Source organism: Arthrobacter agilis (assembly GCF_006494655.1).
GTDB classification, from domain to species: domain Bacteria; phylum Actinomycetota; class Actinomycetes; order Actinomycetales; family Micrococcaceae; genus Arthrobacter_D; species Arthrobacter_D agilis.
Map to the genome: position 1 here is coordinate 36072 of NZ_VHIM01000003.1, position 21168 is coordinate 57239.

The 21168-nt window shown below is 68.5% G+C and carries 20 protein-coding genes and 1 tRNA gene; 12 read left to right on the top strand and 9 right to left on the bottom strand.

Annotated elements, in window-relative coordinates:
• Window positions 1-63: 63 nt before the first annotated feature.
• Window positions 64-333: a GlsB/YeaQ/YmgE family stress response membrane protein gene (locus FJV46_RS04985; RefSeq protein ID WP_087029290.1), complete on the bottom strand. Its 270-nt coding sequence runs from the start codon at window positions 331-333 to the stop codon at window positions 64-66.
• Between the two features lie 334 nt (window positions 334-667).
• Here FJV46_RS04985 and FJV46_RS04990 point away from each other — a divergent pair, with 334 nt between their 5' ends.
• From FJV46_RS04990 to FJV46_RS05010, 5 genes are all read left to right on the top strand, one after another.
• Window positions 668-922 (top strand): DUF6458 family protein, encoded by a 255-nt coding sequence (locus FJV46_RS04990; protein ID WP_087029288.1) that lies wholly within the window; start codon window positions 668-670, stop codon window positions 920-922.
• A gap of 175 nt (window positions 923-1097) precedes the next feature.
• Window positions 1098-1865 carry a DeoR/GlpR family DNA-binding transcription regulator gene (locus FJV46_RS04995; protein ID WP_087029286.1) on the top strand — a complete coding sequence of 256 codons (768 nt, stop codon included), beginning with the start codon at window positions 1098-1100 and terminating at the stop codon, window positions 1863-1865.
• Complete coding sequence (locus FJV46_RS05000) at window positions 1862-2881, top strand: 1-phosphofructokinase family hexose kinase (RefSeq protein ID WP_087029285.1); 1020 nt, start codon at window positions 1862-1864, stop codon at window positions 2879-2881. The genes FJV46_RS04995 and FJV46_RS05000 overlap by 4 nt, the downstream gene beginning before the upstream one ends.
• The gene (locus FJV46_RS05005) at window positions 2881-5001 is read left to right on the top strand and encodes a PTS fructose transporter subunit IIABC (RefSeq protein ID WP_087029283.1); all 2121 of its coding nucleotides are present in this window, start codon (window positions 2881-2883) and stop codon (window positions 4999-5001) included. The genes FJV46_RS05000 and FJV46_RS05005 overlap by 1 nt, the downstream gene beginning before the upstream one ends.
• A gap of 53 nt (window positions 5002-5054) precedes the next feature.
• The gene (locus tag FJV46_RS05010) at window positions 5055-5333 is read left to right on the top strand and encodes an HPr family phosphocarrier protein (protein WP_087029281.1); all 279 of its coding nucleotides are present in this window, start codon (window positions 5055-5057) and stop codon (window positions 5331-5333) included.
• 260 nt (window positions 5334-5593) lie between these two features.
• On the opposite strand, the gene FJV46_RS15740 is transcribed toward FJV46_RS05010, so the two are convergent.
• From FJV46_RS15740 to FJV46_RS05025, 3 genes are all read right to left on the bottom strand, one after another.
• On the bottom strand, window positions 5594-6934 hold the full coding sequence (locus tag FJV46_RS15740) for a hypothetical protein (protein WP_306298287.1): 1341 nt from the start codon (window positions 6932-6934) through the stop codon (window positions 5594-5596).
• A gap of 160 nt (window positions 6935-7094) precedes the next feature.
• Window positions 7095-7373 carry a hypothetical protein gene (locus FJV46_RS05020; protein WP_087029280.1) on the bottom strand — a complete coding sequence of 93 codons (279 nt, stop codon included), beginning with the start codon at window positions 7371-7373 and terminating at the stop codon, window positions 7095-7097.
• Between the two features lie 225 nt (window positions 7374-7598).
• Window positions 7599-8867: an endonuclease/exonuclease/phosphatase family protein gene (locus FJV46_RS05025; protein ID WP_087029278.1), complete on the bottom strand. Its 1269-nt coding sequence runs from the start codon at window positions 8865-8867 to the stop codon at window positions 7599-7601.
• Between the two features lie 325 nt (window positions 8868-9192).
• On the opposite strand from FJV46_RS05025, the gene FJV46_RS05030 reads away from it, so the two are divergent.
• The gene (locus tag FJV46_RS05030) at window positions 9193-9948 is read left to right on the top strand and encodes a ZIP family metal transporter (protein ID WP_087029276.1); all 756 of its coding nucleotides are present in this window, start codon (window positions 9193-9195) and stop codon (window positions 9946-9948) included.
• 63 nt (window positions 9949-10011) lie between these two features.
• Here the strand turns inward: FJV46_RS05030 and FJV46_RS05035 are convergent.
• Window positions 10012-10085: transfer RNA gene (locus FJV46_RS05035), tRNA-Lys, on the bottom strand.
• A gap of 145 nt (window positions 10086-10230) precedes the next feature.
• Between FJV46_RS05035 and FJV46_RS05040 the strand changes: the two genes are divergently transcribed.
• The 3 genes from FJV46_RS05040 (at window position 10231) to FJV46_RS05050 (ending at window position 12718) form a co-directional block, all read left to right on the top strand.
• The gene (locus tag FJV46_RS05040) at window positions 10231-10878 is read left to right on the top strand and encodes a hypothetical protein (RefSeq protein ID WP_087029274.1); all 648 of its coding nucleotides are present in this window, start codon (window positions 10231-10233) and stop codon (window positions 10876-10878) included.
• A gap of 211 nt (window positions 10879-11089) precedes the next feature.
• On the top strand, window positions 11090-11707 hold the full coding sequence (locus FJV46_RS05045; RefSeq protein WP_087029273.1) for a DUF47 domain-containing protein: 618 nt from the start codon (window positions 11090-11092) through the stop codon (window positions 11705-11707).
• Entirely contained in the window at window positions 11708-12718 is a 1011-nt protein-coding gene (locus FJV46_RS05050; protein ID WP_087029271.1) for an inorganic phosphate transporter, read from the top strand.
• Window positions 12719-12906: 188 nt separating this feature from the next.
• On the opposite strand, the gene pstB is transcribed toward FJV46_RS05050, so the two are convergent.
• The 4 genes from pstB to pstS all read right to left on the bottom strand — a co-directional run bounded on the left by pstB (window position 12907) and on the right by pstS (window position 17021).
• Window positions 12907-13686 carry a phosphate ABC transporter ATP-binding protein PstB gene (gene pstB / locus FJV46_RS05055; RefSeq protein WP_087029269.1) on the bottom strand — a complete coding sequence of 260 codons (780 nt, stop codon included), beginning with the start codon at window positions 13684-13686 and terminating at the stop codon, window positions 12907-12909.
• A gap of 30 nt (window positions 13687-13716) precedes the next feature.
• Window positions 13717-14823, bottom strand: a complete 1107-nt coding sequence (gene pstA, locus FJV46_RS05060; protein WP_087029267.1) for a phosphate ABC transporter permease PstA — start codon at window positions 14821-14823, stop codon at window positions 13717-13719.
• Window positions 14823-15755 (bottom strand): phosphate ABC transporter permease subunit PstC, encoded by a 933-nt coding sequence (gene pstC / locus FJV46_RS05065; RefSeq protein WP_087029266.1) that lies wholly within the window; start codon window positions 15753-15755, stop codon window positions 14823-14825. Before pstC ends, pstA begins: the two co-directional genes overlap by 1 nt.
• A gap of 144 nt (window positions 15756-15899) precedes the next feature.
• A complete protein-coding gene (pstS, locus tag FJV46_RS05070; RefSeq protein WP_087029263.1) occupies window positions 15900-17021 on the bottom strand; it encodes a phosphate ABC transporter substrate-binding protein PstS in 1122 nt (373 codons plus the stop codon).
• Window positions 17022-17243: 222 nt separating this feature from the next.
• Between pstS and FJV46_RS05075 the strand changes: the two genes are divergently transcribed.
• The 3 genes from FJV46_RS05075 (at window position 17244) to disA (ending at window position 21146) form a co-directional block, all read left to right on the top strand.
• Complete coding sequence (locus FJV46_RS05075; RefSeq protein ID WP_087029262.1) at window positions 17244-18371, top strand: FUSC family protein; 1128 nt, start codon at window positions 17244-17246, stop codon at window positions 18369-18371.
• 99 nt (window positions 18372-18470) lie between these two features.
• Complete coding sequence (radA, locus tag FJV46_RS05080) at window positions 18471-19856, top strand: DNA repair protein RadA (RefSeq protein WP_087029260.1); 1386 nt, start codon at window positions 18471-18473, stop codon at window positions 19854-19856.
• 213 nt (window positions 19857-20069) lie between these two features.
• Window positions 20070-21146 (top strand): DNA integrity scanning diadenylate cyclase DisA, encoded by a 1077-nt coding sequence (gene disA / locus FJV46_RS05085; protein WP_087029258.1) that lies wholly within the window; start codon window positions 20070-20072, stop codon window positions 21144-21146.
• Window positions 21147-21168 lie beyond the last annotated feature (22 nt).

Below are 21168 nucleotides of genomic sequence, written 5' to 3' on the forward strand. Positions count from 1 at the left end.
GGCCCCACTGCTGTCGCAGTGACGCCCTTCGGTGGCTGGTCCCCCACGGTCCAGCCGGACCTGCTAGACGCGCGAGCCCTTGCGGCCGGTGAGTGCGCCGTAGATGACGAGCACGATCAGCGAACCGCCGATGGCGAGCAGCCAGGTGGAGATGGAGAAGAAGCTGTCCACTCCGACTCCGAAGATGGCGCTACCGATGAATCCGCCGAGCAGTGCGCCGACGACGCCGAGGATCAGCGTGATGATCCATCCGCCTGCCTGGCGGCCGGGGAGGATCATCTTTGCGATCGCTCCGGCGATGAGTCCCAGAATAAGCCAGCCGATAATTCCCATGTGATGCTCCTTGAGTGATGTGGGCTGCCCGTCCGGGGACGGGCAGCCGTTCAATAATGCGATGCACCGAAGCGCAACTTGCTCCAACTGTACTTCATCAGCATGCTTAGGACGCAATCCTAGCACCACGATAATCCTCCTTAGCAAGGCATTGAGATGAAAATATGCCGAACTGTTGCCGAGGGCGGCTCCCCCCTCGGAGCGCGGTTTCGCCCGCATCCGCCCGTATGATGACGGGAGGCGAGCCGCCCTGGGAGTGAGCGGCAGAGTCAGTGAAATCGCTGGGGAATTCTCTCGAAACTGTCAATCGAACCAACCAGGAGGAGTTTTACGAATGCGCATCGGATCATCGATATTCCTAATTGCACTCGGTGCAATTGTTGCTTTTGCCGTGCAGGTGCAGGTCAGCTTCATCGATCTCGCCCTGGTCGGGTACATCCTGATGGGCGTGGGGGTCGTCGGCCTGATCGCCTCCCTGGTGCTGGCGGCACCCCGCAGGCAGGCCCGCGTCTCCGAATCCCGCTCGATGGTCGACCCCGCCACGGGCGAGACCGTCACGCGCAGGGAGTCGCGCGACACGGGCCTCTGAGTCCCGCGCGCCGCTGCGCGTACGACGAGAGAAGGGCCGGAGCACAGCTCCGGCCCTTTCTTTGTGTCCGCTTCACGCTGTGCGGTGGCAAATAGTGCTTGACGTCACACCTAAAACGGATCTAGAGTCACTCAAACGAAGACAAAGCAACATCACCAGGACAACGGAGTCGACCATGTTCGCGGAAGAGCGCTACCGGCAGATCAGCAGCCTCGTCACCACCGACGGCCGTGTCACCGTGGCCGGCCTCTCCTCCCGTTTCGGCATCACCAAGGAGACGGTCCGGCGGGATCTCGCCCTGCTCGAGACCGACGGCGTCCTGCGCCGCGTCCACGGCGGCGCCATCGCCGGGAGCGGCGCCACGACGACCGAGTCCAGCCTCACCAGCCGCTCCTCCCGCCACGCCGACGAGAAGAAGCGCATCGCCCACGCCGCGCTCTCGCTGGTACCCGACTCCGGCGCCGTCGTCCTCGATGCGGGAAGCACCACCGGCGCCCTGGCCGAACTCCTCGTGCAGGAGGCCCGGCAGGACCTCTCGGTCATCACCCACTCCGTGCCGATCGCCGCGATGATCTCCGGGGCAGGCCTGAGCGTGGACCTCGTGGGAGGCCGGGTCCGCGCCCTGACCAGTGCTGCCGTGGGCAGCAGCACGGTGGCCCACTACGCGCGGCTTCGTGCGGACGTGGCCTTCCTCGGCGTGAACGGGCTCGGCGCAGACTTCGGCCTGAGCACCCCGGACGTGGACGAGGCCGCCGTCAAGACGGCGATCGTCCATTCCGGGCGTCGTGTGGCCCTTCTCACGCACTCATCCAAATTCGACGAGGAGACACTCGTCAGCTTCGCCCACCTGGAGGACATCGATGTACTCATCACAGACCAGGCACCCCGGGGTCCCCTCGTGGATGCACTCTTCGACGCCGGCGTGGAGGTGATCGTCGCGTGATCCTGACACTCACGGCCAATCCCAGTATCGACCGCACCGTCGAACTGACCAGCCCTCTCGCCCGGGGCGCCGTCCAGCGTGCTGTCCGCGTGGTGCAGGAGGCAGGCGGCAAGGGCGTCAACGTCAGCCGGTCGCTCGCGATGTCGGGCACGCGCACGCTCGCCATCCTCCCGGGCGACGACGACGACCCCGTACTCACGGGCCTCCGGAGCGCCTCGGTCCCGTTCCGCAACCTGCCCATCCGGGCGGGTCTGCGCACCAACACGGCGATCACCGAACCCGACGGCACCACGACGAAGATCAACGAACCCGGACCCGTGCTCTCGCCGGCCCAGCTGGACGAGCTGCTCGCCGTCGTGGTGGCGGAGAGCGACGGCGCGGACTGGCTCGTGCTCGCGGGTTCGCTCCCTCCGGGGGTGCCGTCGACGTTCTACACGACGGTGACCGCTGCGGTCCGGAACGCCCACGGACTCTCCGCCCCCCTCATCGCGATCGACTCCTCCGGAGAGCCACTCATCGAAGCCGCCGCCGGATTCCCTGCTCCCGACCTGCTCAAGCCCAACGCCGAGGAACTCAGCGAACTGACAGGCATCGGTTCCGGCGACGAGCTGGAGCAGGACCACGAACTGGCGGCCAAGGCCTGCGCGGTGCTCATCACCGCAGGGGTCGGGGCGGTCCTGGCGACCCTCGGCTCGAAGGGCGCCCTCCTCGTGACCAACGCGGGGGCATGGCACGCCGTGCACCCTCCGGTCACGGCACGCTCGACGGTCGGCGCGGGAGATTCCGCGCTGGCCGGCTACCTGCTGGCGCACAGTGCAGGCGAACTCCCGGAGAACTGCCTGCGCCAGGCTGTTGCCCACGGGTCGGCGGCAGCAGCCCTTCCCGGTTCCACCGTTCCATCGCTCGACCAGACAACGCCGGCCGCCGTCGCGGTCACTCCCCTCATGGTCACGCTGCCCGTGATCGAACCAAGCGCTGCCGGATCCGCCGGACCGCAAGCACAGGAGGAATTCTGATGTCCGATCTCATCACTCCGGAGCTCGTCGCTCTGGACCGGGACCTGGGGAGCGAACGCTCCTCCGTGATCCGCTTCCTCGCGGAGCAGGTCGCCGCGCAGGGCCGCTCCACCGAGGTGGACAGCCTGTACGCCGACGCCCTCGCTCGCGAGGAGAAGACGTCCACGGGAGTTCCGGGTGGCATCGCCATCCCCCACTGCCGTTCGAAGGCCGTCTCCGAGGCGACGCTGGCCATGGCCCGCCTGTCGCCCGCCGTCGACTTCGGCGCCAAGGACGGCCCCGCCGACCTCGTCTTCTTCATCGCCGCCCCCGACGGCGCCGACCAGGAGCACCTGAAGCTCCTGTCCAAGCTCGCACGGTCCCTCATCAGGAAGGACTTCACCGCGTCCCTGCGTGCCGCGCAGTCCCCGGCCGACGTCGTCGCGCTCGTCAACGGGGCACTCGGGATCGGGGATTCGCCCGCAACGGCCCCCGTCGGCGCCGGGGCCCATACCGCCGGTGCTTCCGGGGCTTCCGGGGCTGCGTCGGGTGAGGACGCCCGTGCCGCCGAAGCGGCAGCCACGCTCGAGACCTCCCCGGCCGGGGCGGACACGAGGGGCCCTGCCGTGGAGCGCAGCGCGACCGGCGGCGGCGAGGTCCGCCGACTCGTGGCCGTCACGGCGTGCCCCACCGGTATCGCCCACACCTACATGGCCGCCGACTCCCTGGTCGCGGCCGCGAAGGAGCGCGGCATCGACCTCCAGGTCGAGACCCAGGGCTCCTCCGGCGCCACACCCCTGGACCCAGCGGTCATCGCGGCGGCCGACGCCGTGATCTTCGCCGTCGACGTCGATGTCCGCGACAAGCAGCGCTTCGCCGGCCTCCCCGTCATCTCCTCCCCCGTGAAGCGGGGCATCGACGAGCCCGGCGAGATGGTCGAGGAAGCCGTGGCTGCCGCCGGTAACCCGAACGCCCGCCGCGTCGCAGGCACCGCCGGTGACCAGCAGGCGGACGACGACGGCGGCAGGGACAGCATCGGCAGCACCCTGAAGCGGGCCCTGCTCACGGGCGTGAGCTACATGATCCCGTTCGTCGCAGGCGGTGGCCTCCTCATCGCCCTCGGATTCCTCCTCGGCGGATACCTCATCACCGAGACGGCGGACGCGGTCGTCCTCGACAACAGCCTCGCCAACCTGCCCGACGGCGGTCTGGCCACCTATCTCGGGGCCGTCGCCTTCAAGATCGGCCAACTGTCGCTCGGCTTCCTCGTCCCGGCCCTGGCCGGCTACATCGCCTACGCCCTGGCCGACCGGCCGGGGATCGCGCCCGGTTTCGTCGCCGGCGCCGTGGCAGGCTTCATGGGCGCCGGATTCCTCGGCGGTATCGTCGGTGGCCTGCTCGCCGGCTATGTGGCCATGATGATCGGCCGCCTGGCGGTCCCACGATGGCTGCGGAGCCTGATGCCCGTGGTCATCATCCCGCTCCTCGCCTCGATCGTCGCGTCGGGTCTCATGTTCCTCCTTCTCGGCGGTCCCATCGCAGCCATCACGGCCGGGCTGAACACCTGGCTCTCCGGCCTCACGGGCACGGCCGCCGTCGGCCTCGGCGTCATCCTCGGGCTCATGATGGCCGTGGACCTCGGCGGCCCCGTCAACAAGGTGGCCTACTCCTTCGCGGTCGCCGGTCTCGGTACGGGATCGATCGACAACCAGGCACCGTGGCAGATCATGGCTGCCGTGATGGCCGCGGGCATGGTTCCGCCCCTGGCGATGGCGCTCGCCACCGTGCTGGACCGCCGCCGCTTCACCGTCGCCGAACGCGAGAACGGCAAGGCGGCCTGGCTGCTGGGCGCCGCCTTCATCTCCGAGGGTGCCATCCCGTTCGCGGCCGCCGACCCCCTGCGTGTCATCCCGGCCTCACTGCTCGGCTCGGCCGTCACGGGTGCCATCGTCATGGGAACGGGTGTGACCTCGCAGGCTCCCCACGGCGGGATCTTCGTCTTCTTCGCCATCGGCAACGTGGTGATGTTCGTCCTCGCGATCATCGTCGGAACCATCATCTCGGCCCTCGCTGTGATCGGTCTGAAGCGCTACGCAACGAGCAAGAAGGCCGCCCCGGTCGCCGAGCCGGTTGCAGCCTGACCCCCAGTCCGGTTGGCTGTACTGGATACCACCCCACGAACAAGGAGCACATCATGGCAGAACGCAAGGCAACAGTGGCTAGTCGCGTGGGACTGCACGCCCGCCCGGCATCGATCTTCGCCGAGGCCGCGGGTGACCTGCCCCTCGAGGTGACGATCGCCATGGACGGCGAGCCGGCAGAGGAGGCGATGGACGCCTCGAGCATCCTCTCGCTCATGAGCCTGGGCGCCTCGCACGGGGACGTCGTCGTCCTCCGCGCCGAGGGCGACGGCGCGGATGAGGCGCTGGAGGCCCTGGCCCGGATCATCGAGACGGACCACGACGCCGAATAGGCGCACCAACCACGAAGGGCACCATCCGCCGCATGACGGCGGATGGTGCCCTTCTGGCGTCCCCAGCGCTTGGGAGCAGGCAGGCGAGTCCACCCGTTCTAATGGACGCACCGACCTGCCGTGCAACGATCCGCTGTCCCCCCACGGACAGCGGCAGTTACATAATCATTATTTTTGCATATGGTCATGAAAACGTGAACGCCGGTAGGACACGATTGAGTCACTTTTCCTTGCGCCCCGGCACTGCGACGGCACTCATGTCACGCCAGATTGTTGGCACGACGGCTGGTGCGTCGGCCGAGCACGTGGCTGAGCCAGATCAGGCTCAGCCCGAGCACCGTCATCAGGATGGCCGAGAACGGGAGGATCACGTCCCAGGCAGTCACCTCGAGGGGAGTGAGGCGCAGCACCACGAACGCCACGACGAGGGAGAAGCCGCCTGCCAGGAAGGCGCTGGCCACCCGGTGGATGGGAAGCGCATGGCGGTCGACGACGGCGGCGGCCGCGGGCAGGACCAGACAGGCTGCGACGTAACCCGGGTACAGGCGCCCGACGGTCGCGTAGTGCTGCACCGTCTCCTGCCCGTTGTACTCCCGGAGGCCGACCGCACTGACGGGCAGGTCACTCGTCACGAAGAAATAGACGGTCGCAGCGACGGTGAGGCCCAGGATCGCGAGGCCGACCGGTCCGACGATCAGTCGACGGGCCAGGGAGGACCCGAACGCCGCAGCCATCCGGACGCCCAGGAGGAGGAACACGGCGTAGAGCGCGAGCCTCAGGAGGAGGTTCGCCAGGTTCACGCCCCCGAGGACGCCGTCCACTCCCTCGTAGATCGGGCCCAGCGACAGGGCCACCGCCACCGTGAGGAGAACCAGCGCCGCGAAGATGGTCCGGTCGCGGCCGTCCTCGAGTTCAGCCCGCCGGATCTGCTTTCCGAGCACGTCGAGTCGATCACGCGCGAGGAAGACGAGGTCCAGGTCCGACATCGCGCAGAGCGCCCGGCTCCGCCCATCCGGCGGCCACCCGCCCTCGGCAGGCGTGAGCAGTCCGGTGACCACCAGTCCGCTGGTCAGCGATACACCGGCGATGCGTGCAGCCTCGACCGCGATCTCGGGCACCAGTCTGCCCGCGGTGAGCTGCGCCGAGAGATTCTGACGCGCCACTCCCGTGCTCGTTGCCAGGCGCTGCCGGAGATCTCCGGGATCGATGGCCTCGATCCAGGCCCGGACCGAGTTCCGGTGCGGGAAGGGCGCGAGATCGAGCTGCAGGTCAGAGCCCGCACATTCCTCGTCCCGGCTCCGGGCGACAAGCAACCGCAGGATATCGATGTGGGACACCTGGCTCACGAGCTCCGCGTCGGTGGGATCGCGAACGCCGTCCGGCACGTCCTCGAAGCCGTCGAAGACGGCGAGGGCGCCGACGATCGGCAGGCCGTACCCGCGGGCGATCGCGACGACGGTCGACACCGAGACCTTCCCGCGCACCAGTTGCTGTGCGAGCGTGGACCGTTTGATGTCCGCAACCCTGCAGACATCCGACACGGTGTCCTGAGGTGCTATCTGGGAACGCCACAGCTGGAACGCCTTGGCTGTGACGGCCATCATCACCTTTCGATTGGACTTTCCGGTCTCTCATCGAAGTATACTGAGATTGCTGGCTCCGATTTCTGCGATTCCCCCATACGCAGAACTCGGAGCCAGCTCCAGTTAACGCCTCAGGTCAACGGCTCAGGCGGCCCTTGCGACGGCGCCCCGCCAGGGGTCACCAACGGACTTTCTTCTCCTTCTTCCCCTGCTTGCTGCTCTCGTGGGCGGCCTTCACATGGCTGGCTCCCGAGGCTGCCGTCGGGGCTGCTGCATGGCCCTTCTTCGCCAGGGCCTGCTGCGCTCGGGGATCGTCCTGCAGCCGGCGCTTCTGCCCGGCAGCAGGCGCGGTGGTGCCTGCCGATCCTTCCGCACTCGTCTGTTCCTGCGAGGAGGCGCCGGGCGCCCCGGAGGGGCTCCCGCCTGATTGCCCGCTGGTTTCAGGTGAACTGGTCATGGTGTTCCTTTCGTGCTGTGGGGTCCACGGAACAGGTCGCACGGCACAGCGGGACGCGCATCGACGACGCGGCGTGCTGGGGATGGGACAGATTCAGTGGGCGCCCTGTGGAGGAGTGTCATCGACACATGGCGTGATCCGCGGCCGGAGCCGGACCACCTACTGAAAGAGAAGTGTCCTCATGGTCAAGAACCGTACACCCGCCCATGCTGTGGCGACAAGGGATCAGCGCAGCCTGACGCCGGTCACCGTGACGTCCACGAAGACCAGCCGGTGGTCGCTCGTGGGGAAGGGGAAGATCCCGGTCAGCTCCGAGCCGGGCGTTCCCGCCTGGGGCCAGAAGACGCCGGAGTCCGTGACACGCAGCGAGCGCGACGGCAGCACGTAGTCTGCCCGGATGTTGCCGGCATCCCGGTCCTCGAAATCCGCCGTGTCGAACCGAGGATCGCTCCGGTGATCGGCATTGGCGCCCCCCTGCAGCGCCGAGGCCTCCGTCGCACCTGCCGACGACGGTCCCGGGTCCTGGATCAGCTTGTTCTCCAGGAGTTGCCCGATCGATCCCGGAAGCGAATCACCGTCGAGGGGATCGCTGTTCTGATCGCCCATCACGACGAATCGCTCCCCACGCTTGAGCCCTCCGGCCAGGCCGTCGTCGTCGTACACGTAGGAGGCCGTGGGCCCTCCTGTCACGTAGTCGGACCAGAAGCGGATCTCGTCGCTGTTGCGCTTCCCGTTGCGGTCCTCCTCGCCGTCGAAGACCGGAGGCGTGGGGTGGCTCGCCAGGACGTGGACCGTCCTGCCACCCACGCTGACCGGGATGTCCCAGTGGGACTTGCTCGAGAGCGGGAGGACGGCCAGTTCATCGGCGGAGTACCAGTCGCCCGGAGTCCCGGTGACCGGATTGTCCGGCAGCAGCGCGCCCGGCATGTCCTTCCACAGGAAGTTCTGGAAGGTCCGCACGGACTCCGTCCGGATGGGATACCTGGAGTAGACGACCATGCCGTACTGGCCTTCGAACGTGCCGAAGCCCAGGGCGTCGTCGGGACCGCCCACCCGGCCGTCGTTGTTCAGGTCGAATCCGCTCGGCACGCCGGTGTTGGACGGCGCCGTGTAGACGTAGGGGTACTCGATCGGCGCCCGGCCTTTCTGGCCTACCCCGAGGTAGTTGGCGCTGAAGAGATCCGCTGCCCTGTTCCCGGGGGCGTAGTCGAACTCGTTCAGAAGGAGTACGTCCGGACGGTTGATCTGGACGACCTCCGCGATGGCCCGCGCCTGCGCATTCCCCGGACCGGCCAGATCACGCACCAGCTCGCCTTCGGCCGACCGGTTGAGGCTCGCGTTGTAGGTGGCGAACCGGACGTCCTGCTGGGCGGACTTCGCAGTGGACAGGGGCGATCGTGAATCGTCGGCCGGAGCGGCCGCCACTGTGGGTGCCGTGATCACGAGGAGGACGGCGGCCAGCAGGCCGGCCGAGCAACGGGCCAGGATGCGCATCGGTCCCTCCTCCTCGAGGGCACCACCACGCCCCCGGTGGACGTGCGGTACCAGCGGCTGCGTGAGCCGGTCCTTCGAGCGTAGCGGCGCAGGCAGCCCGAGAACGGGCCGTCGGATAACGATTCGAGCTCAACAAATTCGTACCGGCAGCCTGCCCCCGCCCTTCCTCGACGTGCCAAGCGGCGGGCGTCAAGTGGCTTCTCCGGGGGCGCCGGGACCACCGCTAATCTGTGTTCCCGCCGCGAGCCGTGGCAGTCTGAAGCAGGTTCCCGGATCGTGCCCGGGCGCCGGATCGTGCCGTCGGGCACCGGAAGGGAGTCGGTCCGTGCCTCTGTGGCTGCAGGCGTTCGGTTGGGGAGCCCTCGCGGGCGGTGCACTTCTCGTCGGCTCGGCCATCGCGTGGCGGTGGCGGGTTCCGCCTCGCATCGTCTCGTTCGTGATGGCGTTCGGCGCCGGGGTCCTCATCTCGGCTCTCGCCTTCGAGCTCGTGGACGAGGCGCAGGACGTCGGAGGCCTTGCTCCGACCGCCTCCGGCTTCCTCGTGGGAGCCGTGACCTACGTCGGGGCGAACGCCGTCCTCGCGCGGCAGGGCGCTCGGCACCGCAAGCGGTCGGGCACGCAGCAGCCCTCGGAGTCCGACGATGCCGGCAGCGGCAATGCGATCGCACTCGGTGCACTGCTCGACGGCATACCGGAGTCGGTGGTGCTGGGTCTGGGCCTCGTCGCCGGTGGGGCCGTCAATCCCGCCGTCCTCGTGGCGATCTTCATCTCCAACGTCCCGGAGGGCCTGTCCAGCACGGCGGGCATGAAGAACTCCGGGCGCAGCTCCCGCTACGTCTTCGGTCTCTGGGGCGACATAGCGCTCGCCTCCGGGCTCGCCGCCCTCGCCGGGTACTCCCTGCTCGCCGGGGCGTCCGGGGGGACGATCGCGTTCATCACGGCCATCGCGGCGGGGGCCATCCTCGCGATGGTGGCCGACACCATGATCCCCGAGGCGTTCGAACGCCAGCACATGTTCACCGGGTTGATCGCCGCCCTCGGGTTCCTGGCGGCCTTCGTGGTGCACGACCTGTCCGGCTGAGGTGGAGGACGCGGCGCCGGGCACAGCAGTGGGGTCCCGGACACGTCCGGGACCCCACTCGGGTAGGCCCTGTGGGGCTCGAACCCACGACCCACGGATTAAAAGTCCGTTGCTCTAGCCAACTGAGCTAAGGGCCCGCCCCGTCGACTCCACTGGCGGATCCTCGGGATCCGGCGGTGGGCACCGACGACCCGCCCACTTTATCGCAATCACCGGGGCCCCGAGCACGTGGCCGGTCCGCGGTCGGGGGGCGTGCAGAGTGTGCAGGAGTATCCTCGACCCATGGACGGCGACTACACGAACAACAGCCCTCGGCCCCACAAGCCGAAGCCATTCGCTCCCGCGGACTTCGAGGTCTTCGCAGGGGGAGTCGATCCCTCGCGGGTCTCCGAAGCCGCCCACATGGCGGCCCACGCCCTGGTGCACCACGGCCGTGACGCGGAGGATCCCGAGGTGACCCGGCGCCTCGTCGAACTCGCCGACCAGCAGGGCCTCGAAGCCATCGCGGAGATGTGGGCGGAGAGCCCCGCACGGTCGCTGCCGGGTGCACTGTGGAGGCTCTACGCGCTGCGCGCGGCCACCCAGCAGAACCCCGAGCGGATCGCCGCCTACTTCGCCTCGGGCAAGGAGGTGGCCCAGGTGTCGAAGGTCGTCGCCGGTGTCGCCGAACCCCCGGGTGCCGCCGAGATGACGACCATGGCCGACACCATCCTGTCCGGCGCGTTCGACGGCGATTTCGACGTCGCGCTGGAGCGCTTCGCCGCTTTCTGCCGGGTGGTGGCGCTCGGCCAGGCCAACCACGCCGACGACACCGAGCTCGCGAACGGCCCCCACGCGTCGAAGCTGACACGCAACTCGCACCAGCTCATCAGGACGGCGGAGGACCTCGAGCACGCCGCCGCGTCCTGGCGGCGCGGTGAGCTCGACTGAACCGCCCACTCGGGCCGCTGTTGACAGCGGCTCCGGGGAGGGCAAGACTTAACGCGGCGTCGGACCGTGGAACCCCCGGGCTTCAACACTCAGCCGCTTCGAGCGGCCTTCCGCCGAGAGGCGCTCCCGGTTCGACGCCACTACTCTGTCCAGCCACCTCCGACGCGACGACGGCCGGCCCGCTGACACCTGAACCTCCGAGGAAGACTCCGTGAAACTACGCCTCTTCCCCCAGGAGAACGCCGGGCTGGAACTGCTCTCCCGCATGGCGCAGCAACTCGTGCTCGGCGTCGGCACCATGTCCGCCATCCTCGGAGCCTCGACCCAGGAGTACGACCGCCTCTCCGAAGAACTGCACCAGCACGAGTCGGCGTCCACGGACCTGCACTTCGCCCTCCTCACCTCCATGCGCACGTCCTTCATCAATCCGCTTCCCCGGGAGGACCTCTACGTCCTCTCCCGCCTCCTCAACGAAGCCATCGAGAAACTGGACGGAGCCGGTGAACTCATCGCGCTCTACAAGCTGAGCAAACTGAGCCGGCGCGCGGCGGACCAGCTGGAGGTCATCAACCGACAGGCGGAGTTGACCGCCGTCGCCATGCAGCGGCTGAACTCGATGGAGGACCTCGAGGAGTACTGGATCGAGATCCTCCGCCTCGCACGTCGGGCCGAGCGCACCCACCGCAGCTGGTGCGCGGAACTCCTGAGCGACCACAAACCCCTCGTCTACGCCCGGCATCGCGACGTGGCGAACCAGCTGGTCGACGTCACGAAGGACATCCGGCGTGTGGCCACACAGGTGGGCAGCATCCTGGTCAAGGAATCGTAGGTGGAGCCATTCCTCCTCGGGGTGGTGATCGTCCTCGCGGGCGGCTTCGCCTTCCTGAACGGCTTCCACGACGTCTCCAACTCCGTCGCGACGGCCGTCCGCACCAGGGCCCTCACGCCCACGATCGCCGTCCTGCTGGCCGCCGTCTTCAATCTCGTGGGCGCCCTGCTGAGCACCTCGCTGGCCCTGTTCTTCACCGACGCGGGGATCGGCCTGCCCGCGGGGAGCACGGGCCTGGGGATCCTGCTCGCGGCGCTGCTGGCGGCCTGCCTGTGGGGCCTCCTCACCTGGTGGCGGGGCAAGCCGTCGTCGTCCACCCACGCCCTGCTCGGCGGGATCATCGGCGCGGGCGGGGCGTCGCAGCTCACCAGCGGTCCCGCGATGAGCGGAGCCGGCCAGACCCTCCTCCTGCAGATCGTGCTGCCGCTCCTGCTCTCGCCCGTCCTCGCCTACGCCCTGGCCTACGCAGCGGTGTTCCCCGCCACATGGCTGCTGCGGCACGGCTCCCCCTCGGCCGTGAACCGGGGGAACCGCATGGCGCAGTCCGTCCTGGCCGGCGCCTTCGCCCTCGGACACGGGCTGCAGGACGGTCAGCGCACCATGGCGGTGATCCTGCTGGCCCTGGTGGGCGCCGGGTACGCGAGCGGGTCGGACATGCCCGTCTGGGTGCAGGTGTCGGCCGCCGTCCTCCTGGCCGGTGGATCGCTCCTGGGCGGCTGGCGCATCACGCACACGCTCGGTAACCGGCTGGTGCACATCGACCCGCTGCGGGGGATGACGGCGCAGGGTGTGAGTTCGGCCATGCTATTCATCGGCGCCATCTCGCTGCACATGCCGCTCTCGAGCACGCACACCATGACCTCCGCCATCGTCGGGGCCGGTGCCAATCAGCGGTTCGCCTCGGTGCAGCGTCCCCACGTGGTCCGGATCCTGCTGATCTGGCTCGGTACCGCGCCGGCGACGGCCGTCGTGGGCGGTGTCTTCTTCCTGGCGCTGACCCCCCTCCTCTGACCCCGTCCGCGACCCTTTGCGCTGACGCGCCGAGCCGCGGCGTCGAATCCGCGGGAGCGCCCGGCCGCACCTGACCCGCCGAGCCGCGCGGCCGCCCCGGGAAGACGACGACGGCGGCCCCCTGGAGGGAGCCGCCGTCGTACCCGGTGAGGATCGTCAGTGCGACCCGGGGCGTATCCGTTCCGAGGTCACCCGAAGCGACCGGACACGTAGTCCTCGGTCGCCTTCATCGAGGGCTTGTTGAAGATCGTGGTGGTGTCGTCGTACTCGATCAGCTTGCCGGGCTTGCCCGTGCCGGCGATGTTGAAGAACGCCGTCCTGTCCGACACCCGCGCGGCCTGCTGCATGTTGTGCGTCACGATCACGACGGTGTAGTCGGCCTTGAGCTCGTTGATGAGGTCCTCGATGGCCAGGGTGGAGATCGGGTCCAGAGCCGAGCAGGGCTCGTCCATCAGGATAACCTGCGGCGAGACGGCGATGGCGCGCGCGATGCAGAGGCGCTGCTGCTGCCCACCGGAGAGGCCCGATCCTGGGCGGCCCAGTCGATCCTTCACCTCGTTCCACAGGTTCGCGCCGCGCAGGGACTTCTCGACGAGCGCATCGGCATCCGACTTGCTGATCCGCTTGTTGTTGAGCTTCACGCCGGCCAGGACGTTGTCCCGGATGGACATGGTGGGGAACGGGTTGGGCCGCTGGAACACCATGCCGATCTGGCCGCGCACGGTCACGGGGTCCACGGCGGAGTCGTACAGGTTGTCGCCGTCGAGGAGCACCTCACCCTCCACTCGTGCGCCGGGGATGACCTCGTGCATGCGGTTGAGGGTGCGGAGGAACGTGGACTTGCCGCAACCGGACGGGCCGATGAACGCGGTGACCGAGCGGGCCTCGATGTTGATGTTGACGTCCTCCACGGCAAGGAACTTGCTGTAGTAGACGTTGAGGTCCTTGACGTCGATTCGCTTGGACATTTCTTCCTTATCGGTAGGTACCGCGGGTGGTCAGCGGCTGGTCTTGGGGGCGAACAGGCCTGCGATGAAACGGGCGGCCAGATTCAGGATCATCACCATGACGATCAGCAGGAGTGCTGCCGCCCAGGCGCGCTGGGTACTCGGGTCAGGAGAGGTGGGCGAGGTCGGGGTGAGGATCTGGTAGTAGATGTAGGTGGGGAGCGAACTCATCCACCCGCTGAAGGCACTCCAGTTGATCGAGGTGGCGAACCCGGCCGTCACCAGGATGGGCGCGGTCTCGCCGATCACGCGGGCGATGGACAGGGTCACACCCGAGGCGATCCCGGAGATGGCCGTCGGGATGACTACCCGGGTGATGGTGCGCCACTTACGCACGCCGAGGGCGTAGGAGGCTTCCCGTAGCTCGTTGGGGACGATCTTCAGCATCTCCTCCGTGGCGCGGACCACGACCGGGATCATGAGCACCGAGAGCGCCACCGAGGCCACGAAACCCATGCGGGTACCGGGCCCGAACAGCAGCGCGAAGAGTGCCGCCGCGAAGAGACCGGCGACGATCGACGGGATACCCGTCATGACGTCCACGAAGAAGGTGATGGCCCTGGTGAGGCTCTTCCCCTGGCCGTACTCCACGAGGTACACCGCGGTGAGCAGCCCGATGGGTACCGAGATCAGCGTGGCCCAGAACGTGATCTGGAGCGTCCCGATGATGGCGTGATAGGCGCCACCGAGCACTGGAGTGCCATCCTCGACCGTCTGGTTGTCGATGGCACCGGTGATCCCGTTCATGGAGGTGAAGAAGAAGTTGTAGCTGAGACCGGGAAGGCCACGCTCGAGGACCGTCCAGAGCACCGAGATCAGGGGTATCAGCGCGAGGATGAAGGCGCCGTAGACAAGGTACGTGACGAGGCGGTCCGTGGCCTTGCGTCCGCCCTCGGCCACCGCCGTGACGAGCGTGGCTCCGATGACGAAGACGATCGCCGAGATGACAGCCCATCCCGCCACGCTGAAGCCGATGAGCGAGGACAGCGCGGCCCCGAGGATCACTGCGGCTGCGAGCACCACCCACACGGCATAGGAGGGGAGCTTGCCGCGCGTGAGCTGCGATTGGCGGCGCTGGATGCTCTGGTCGACTGCCATTAGTTAGCTCCCGAGAATTCTTTGCTCCTGCTGATGATGAGCCGGGCGATCATGTTCACGATCAGGGTGATCACGAAGAGTACGAGGCCGGCCGCGATCAATTCGCTCAACCGAAGGCCGAAGGCCTCGGGGAAGTTCAGGGCGATCTCTGCCGCGATGGTCTGGTTCCCGGAGCTGATGAGGCTCGCCGAGAGCAGGCCCGGTGAGAGGACCAGCGCCACCGCCATGGTCTCACCGAGCGCGCGCCCGAGTCCCAGCATGGTGGCGCTGACGATCCCGGGCCGCGCGAACGGCAGGACGGCCATGCGCACCATCTCCCAGCGGGTGGCTCCCATGGCGAGCGCCGCCTCCTCGTGGAGGTTGGGGGTCTGGAGGAAGATCTCCCGGCTGAGCGAGGTGATGATCGGGATCACCATGACGGCGAGGACGATGCCTGCCGTGAGAATGGTCTTGCCGGTCTGGCTGGCCGGCCCCGCGAAGATGGGTATCCAACCGAGGTTCTCCGCCAGCCAGGTGAAGATGGTGGACATCTGCGGCGCCAGGACCAGGTATCCCCATGCTCCGTAGATGACGGAGGGGATGGCAGCCAGCAGGTCGACGACGTACCCGAAGATCCGAGCCAGCCGGCGCGGCGCGTAGTGCGAAATGAACAGTGCCACCAGGATCCCCACCGGGGTGGCGATGAGCAGTGCGATCGCTGCCGCGATCACGGTCCCGACGACGATCGGGAAGATGTAGGCGGCGAAACCTTCACCGCCCGTCACGGTCTCCGGGTCGGCCGTGAAGACGGGCGAGGCCTGGACCACGAGGAACATGGCAACGCTGAACAGGATGACAAGGATCAGGATGCCGGCCCCGAGCGAGACTCCGGAGAAGATCTTGTCACCGGCGCGGCCGCGATCCTTCGGCGTTTTCAGCAAGTTGCTTGACACGTGGCTGCCTTCCGGGCGATCAGGTTCAGGTGGGACGACGGGCCGATGCCGAACATCTACCCGGGGCGAGGACGTACTCCAGCCGTGACAGCGGACGGTCCCGCCCGGTCTTCATTAGACCAGACGGGACCGCGATGCCCGGATCTAGGAAGCAACCTCGATGGAGTCGATCGACATCTGGGCCTGCTCGCGCAGCGACTCGGAGAGCGGGGCACTGCCGGTGGAGGCTTCGGCCTCGGCCTGGCCCTCCTCGCTGATGACATAGGAACCGAAGGCCTTCACGAGGTCCACGGTCTCCTGGCTGTCATAGGTGGTGCAGTAGATGTGGTAGCTGATGAGGACCACGGGGTACGCACCGGACTCGGTGGTGTCGCGCTCGAGCTCGAGTGCCATGTCCATCTCGGGGCGGTCCTCGACGGGCGTGGCGACCTCGACGGCGCGGGCCGCTGCCTCCGGGCTGAGCTCGGTGTACTCCTCGCCCACCTTGACGTTCACCGTACCGAGTTCGCCGACCGCCGAGGCATCGGCATAGGTGATGGCGCCGTCGGTGGCGGTCACGGTCTGCACCACACCGGAGGTGCCCTTCGCGTTCTCGGACAGGTACGCCTCCGGCCAGGTCCCGCTGGCCTCGTCGGTCCAGTCCTCGGCAGCAGCCGCCGCGAGGTACTCGGTGAAGTTCTCGGTGGTACCGGACTCGTCCGAGCGGTGAACCACGGTGATCGGGGTGTCGGGGAGCTCGGCGTCCGGGTTCTGGTCCGCGATCGCGGGATCGTTCCAGGTGGTGATCTCGCCCTTGAAGATCTGCGCGATGGTCGGCGCGTCGAGGTTCATCTTCTCGACACCTTCGAGGTTGAAGGCGATGGCGATCGGGGAGATGTAGGCCGGGATGTCGATGGCGCCGTCGGGGCCGCACACCTCCATGGCCTGCTCCATCTCGTCCTCGTCGAGATACGCGTCGGAGCCGGCGAACTGTGCGCCACCGGCGAGGAAGGCCTCGCGGCCTGCGCCGGATCCGTCCGGCGAGTACTGGACCATGGCGTCGGAGTTCAGGTTCTGGAAGCCGGTACGCCAGGCTTCCATGGCCGAGTTCTGCGAGGACGCACCGATGCCGGTGAGGGTTCCCGAGACAGCGGTACCCGCGGCGGTCGAGGCAGCCCCGCTGCCTGCGGGGGTCTCGCCGGTGGCGTTGTCGGAACCGCACGCGGTCAGCGCCAGCGCTGCGACGGAGACGACCGCCGCGGCACGGCCAATGCGAAGAGCCTTCACTAGATATTGCCCCTTCCAGGGATGTTTCTTCGGTGCTCGAGTGGCACTCGGGAGAAGTTGTACGCGTTTCCGTACAGATTCGACGCTAGGGAGTGCAGGTGACGAGACTGGCGGAGAGACATGAACGCAAGGTGAACAGCGCCGGTCCATTGCGCCGCGCGGCGTGTCCGCGCCGGCGGATGAGACCGGGGTCTCGCCCGGCGCACCTCCTAGACTGGGGGCATGCCGCCGCGCCAGGGACTCACCAGCACCCTTGCCTTCCTGCGCAAGCGGTCCCGGACGGGCCTGCGCCGGAGCTCCACCTCGGTCGTGACGGCACTGCAGATGACCGTGTGCGCCGTGGGCGCCTATGCCTTCGCCGAGCAGGTCCTGGGACACAACGGGCCGCTCTTCGCTGCGACGTCCTCCATGATCTCCCTCGGGTTCTCCCGGGACCCGCGCATCCGCAGGGTGCTCGAAGTCGCCATCGGGTGCACGCTCGGCATCTCGATCGGTGATCTGCTCCTCACGTTCTTCGGCACCGGTCTGTGGCAGGCCGCCGTCGTGCTGTTCATCTCCATCCTGTTGGCGCGTTTCCTCGACAGCGGGACCATCTTCACCACCCAGCTCGGCCTGCAGTCCCTCCTCGTGGTACTGCTGCCCGCGCCGGAGGGCGGCCCCTTCACGCGGAGCGTCGACGCGATCGTGGGCGGGATCTTCGCGCTCGTGGTGACGATGCTGCTGCCACGCGATCCGCGGGGCGAGCCGAAGACGAACGTGCGCGGACTGCTCGGCGAACTCTCGGGAATCCTGCGGGAGAGCGCCGCGGCCCTGCGCCAGAGCGATGCCACCCTGGCCTGGCACGCGCTGATCAGGGCCCGGAACTGCCAGGCGCAGCTGGACGGCCTGACGGGCAGCATGAAGGCCGCGCAGGAGGTGGCGCGGATCTCCCCCGCCTACCGGCGGCATCGCGACGAGCTGGGCACCCTGCGGACCGCCGTCGAGTCCATCGACCTCGCCATCCGCAACAGCCGGGTGTTCTCGCGGCGGCTGACCTCCGCCATCAACCACGCAGCGCTGAGCGACGAGGCGATCGAGAGCCTCGGCCGCAGCGTGGAGGACACGGCCGACGCCGTCGACGTCCTCAGCAGGGCCCTCTCGGCGCGGGACGCGGCCGAGCGGCGCTCCAATCTGCGGCAGGCCCGGGATGATCTCGCGGCCGTCGCGACCGACCTGCACCCCGAGACGATGGGCATCAGCCGGCTCGAAGGTGAAGGGCTGGTGCTCCTCCTCCGCCCGCTCGTGGTGGATCTGCTCGAGGCAACGGGCCTGTCCCACGAGGACGCCGCGGACTACCTCCCCCGCCTCTGACACCGCCCCGTCCGTCGTCCATCCCGTCCGTCGGACCGGGCTCGGGTCCCGGACCGGGCTCCGGGCGTCGCTGTCGGTGACCGCCGGTACCCTGACAGGATGGCCACGAAGACCTCCACCGCCGCGCGCGCGGGACGCACCAACACCCCCAACTTCCGGTGCGCGGAGTGCGGGTGGACCACGGCGAAGTGGGTGGGCCGCTGCGGCGAATGCCAGGCCTGGGGCACGGTCGAGGAGACGGGTCAGGTGGTGGCGCGCACGACGGCGGCCACGGCCGTGACGACGCCCGCCCGGCGGATCGCCGACGTCGACGCCACCCTGTCCGGCTTCCAGCCGACGAAGATCGACGAGCTGGACCGCGTCCTCGGTGGCGGGCTGGTGCCCGGTGCCGTGATCCTCCTCGCCGGTGAACCGGGTGTCGGCAAGTCCACGCTGCTGCTCGACGTCGCCGCACGCGTCGCCCGTCTCGGCAAGGACGTCCTCTACGTCACGGGGGAGGAATCGGCCGCGCAGGTGAAGCTCCGGGCGGACCGCATCGACGCGGTGGCCGATTCCCTCTACCTGAGTGCGGAGACCGATCTCGGGCAGGCACTGGGCCAGGTGGAGACGCTCGATCCGGCGCTGCTGATCGTCGACTCCGTGCAGACCCTCAGCAGCGCGGCCGTCGACGGCAGTGCCGGCGGGGTCACCCAGGTCCGTGAGGTGGCCGCGTCCCTCATCGGCGCCGCCAAGGCGCGCGGAATGACGACGCTGCTGGTCGGGCACGTCACGAAGGACGGTTCCATCGCGGGCCCGCGCCTGCTCGAGCACCTGGTCGACGTCGTCTGCCAGTTCGAGGGTGAGCGGCACTCGCGCCTCCGGCTGCTGCGGGCCGTGAAGAACCGCTACGGTCCCACGGACGAGGTGGGCTGCTTCGATTTGACCGACGGCGGGATCGAGGGCCTGGCCGATCCGAGCGGGTTGTTCGTCTCGCGTACCAAGGACCCGGTGTCGGGGACCTGCATCACCGTGACCCTCGAGGGGCGCCGCCCCCTGCTCGCCGAAGTGCAGGCGCTCCTGGCGGAGTCGGCCAACTCGCAGCCCCGACGCGCCACGAGCGGACTCGACAGCTCACGCGTGGCCATGCTGCTGGCCGTCCTGCAGAGCCGCGCCTCGGTGAGCCTGCACAAGGACGACAGCTATGTCGCGACGGTCGGCGGCGTGCGCCTGACGGAGCCCGCGACCGACCTCGCCGTAGCCCTCGCCATCGCGTCGGCCAAGACCGACCACCCCCTGCCCGCGCGGCTCATCGCGTTCGGCGAGGTGGGGCTCGCCGGCGAGGTGCGGCCCGTGCCGGGCATCGGCCGCCGCATCCAGGAGGCGGAGCGGCTCGGGTTCACCCACGCCATCGTGCCCGCGTCCCCCGGCGGGACCGGCCTTGTACCCAAGGGCTTCTCCGTGCGCGAGGTCTCGACCCTGGCGGAAGCGCTGGCGTTGCTGTTCTAGGCCGGACGGCTGACGGGCACGCGGTCCTGACCGGTCTCCGTGAGTGTTACCGATCTGCGACAGCACGCTGTACCGGGGATTTCGCGCACGCCAGTAGTATTAGCCTCGGCTGCGCGGGCACTCCCGCGGGCTCTGTGCCCGCCATCGGAGGCTCGATGCCGGCCGCCCGACCGTGCCGGGCACTCAACAGCGCGGTGGCGAAAGGATAGGCCCATGGTTCGTAGTCCGGAGGACTCGCTCAAAGCCACCCTCGCCAGAGTAGCCCCGGGCACCCATCTTCGCGACGGTCTTGAGCGAATCCTGCGGGGACGCACGGGGGCGCTGATCGTCCTCGGCTTCGATCGCACCGTCGATTCCATCTGCTCGGGCGGCTTCGACATCGGCATCGAGTTCTCCCCCACCCGGCTCCGCGAGCTCGCCAAGATGGACGGCGCCATCGTGTGCGACAAGGACGCGGGCCGCATCCTCCGGGCAGCCGTCCAGCTGGTACCGGACCACACCATCGAGACGCAGGAATCCGGCACCCGGCATCGAACGGCCGAGCGCGTGGCCAAGCAGACGGGCCTCCCGGTGATCAGCGTCAGCCAGTCCATGCAGATCATCGCCCTCTACATCGACGGGCTGCGCCACGTCCTCGAAGGTTCAGAGCCCGTGCTGGCGCGCGCCAACCAGGCCCTCGCCACCCTGGAGCGTTACCGGGCCCGCCTGGACCAGGTCTCGAACTCGCTGTCCGCGCTGGAGATCGAGGCGATGGTCACTGTCCGCGATGTGGCCGTGACCCTGCAGCGCCAGGAGATGGTGCGCCGCATCTCCGAGGAGATCTCGCAGTACGTCCTGGAGCTCGGCGTCGACGGCCGCCTGCTCTCCCTGCAGGTCGAGGAACTGACCACGGGCCTGGGACCCGGCAGCGAGATGGTCCTGCGGGACTACATGGACCTCGGGACGAGCACCGCGCCCGTCGAGGAGCGCGTCGCGACCCTGCAGGGATTCAGCTCGACGGACCTCATCGACCTCGGGACCATCGCGAGCGTGCTCGGCTTCAACCCCTCCGTGGACTCCCTGGAAGCCGTGATCCAGCCCAAGGGCTACCGGCTGCTCTCGGGCATCAAGGCTGTTCCTCCCGCCGTCGCGAACCGGCTCGTGGACCACTTCGGCGGCCTGCAGAACCTCATGGCGGCCAACATCGAGGACCTCATGGCAGTGGACGGCATCGGTGAGCAGCGTGCCCGGACGGTGCGCGAGGGACTGTCCCGGATCGCGGAGACGAGCCTCCTCGACCGCTTCATGTAGTCGTCCGGCGCGTGTCCGGACC

Coding starts and splice junctions, on each gene's coding strand:
- FJV46_RS04985 (WP_087029290.1), bottom strand. CDS start 333: ATGGGAATTATCGGCTGGCTTATTCTGGGACTCATCGCCGGAGCGATC.
- FJV46_RS04990 (WP_087029288.1), top strand. CDS start 668: ATGCGCATCGGATCATCGATATTCCTAATTGCACTCGGTGCAATTGTT.
- FJV46_RS04995 (WP_087029286.1), top strand. CDS start 1,098: ATGTTCGCGGAAGAGCGCTACCGGCAGATCAGCAGCCTCGTCACCACC.
- FJV46_RS05005 (WP_087029283.1), top strand. CDS start 2,881: ATGTCCGATCTCATCACTCCGGAGCTCGTCGCTCTGGACCGGGACCTG.
- FJV46_RS05010 (WP_087029281.1), top strand. CDS start 5,055: ATGGCAGAACGCAAGGCAACAGTGGCTAGTCGCGTGGGACTGCACGCC.
- FJV46_RS15740 (WP_306298287.1), bottom strand. CDS start 6,934: ATGGCCGTCACAGCCAAGGCGTTCCAGCTGTGGCGTTCCCAGATAGCA.
- FJV46_RS05020 (WP_087029280.1), bottom strand. CDS start 7,373: ATGACCAGTTCACCTGAAACCAGCGGGCAATCAGGCGGGAGCCCCTCC.
- FJV46_RS05025 (WP_087029278.1), bottom strand. CDS start 8,867: ATGCGCATCCTGGCCCGTTGCTCGGCCGGCCTGCTGGCCGCCGTCCTC.
- FJV46_RS05040 (WP_087029274.1), top strand. CDS start 10,231: ATGGACGGCGACTACACGAACAACAGCCCTCGGCCCCACAAGCCGAAG.
- pstB (WP_087029269.1), bottom strand. CDS start 13,686: ATGTCCAAGCGAATCGACGTCAAGGACCTCAACGTCTACTACAGCAAG.
- pstA (WP_087029267.1), bottom strand. CDS start 14,823: ATGGCAGTCGACCAGAGCATCCAGCGCCGCCAATCGCAGCTCACGCGC.
- FJV46_RS05075 (WP_087029262.1), top strand. CDS start 17,244: ATGCCGCCGCGCCAGGGACTCACCAGCACCCTTGCCTTCCTGCGCAAG.
- radA (WP_087029260.1), top strand. CDS start 18,471: ATGGCCACGAAGACCTCCACCGCCGCGCGCGCGGGACGCACCAACACC.
- disA (WP_087029258.1), top strand. CDS start 20,070: ATGGTTCGTAGTCCGGAGGACTCGCTCAAAGCCACCCTCGCCAGAGTA.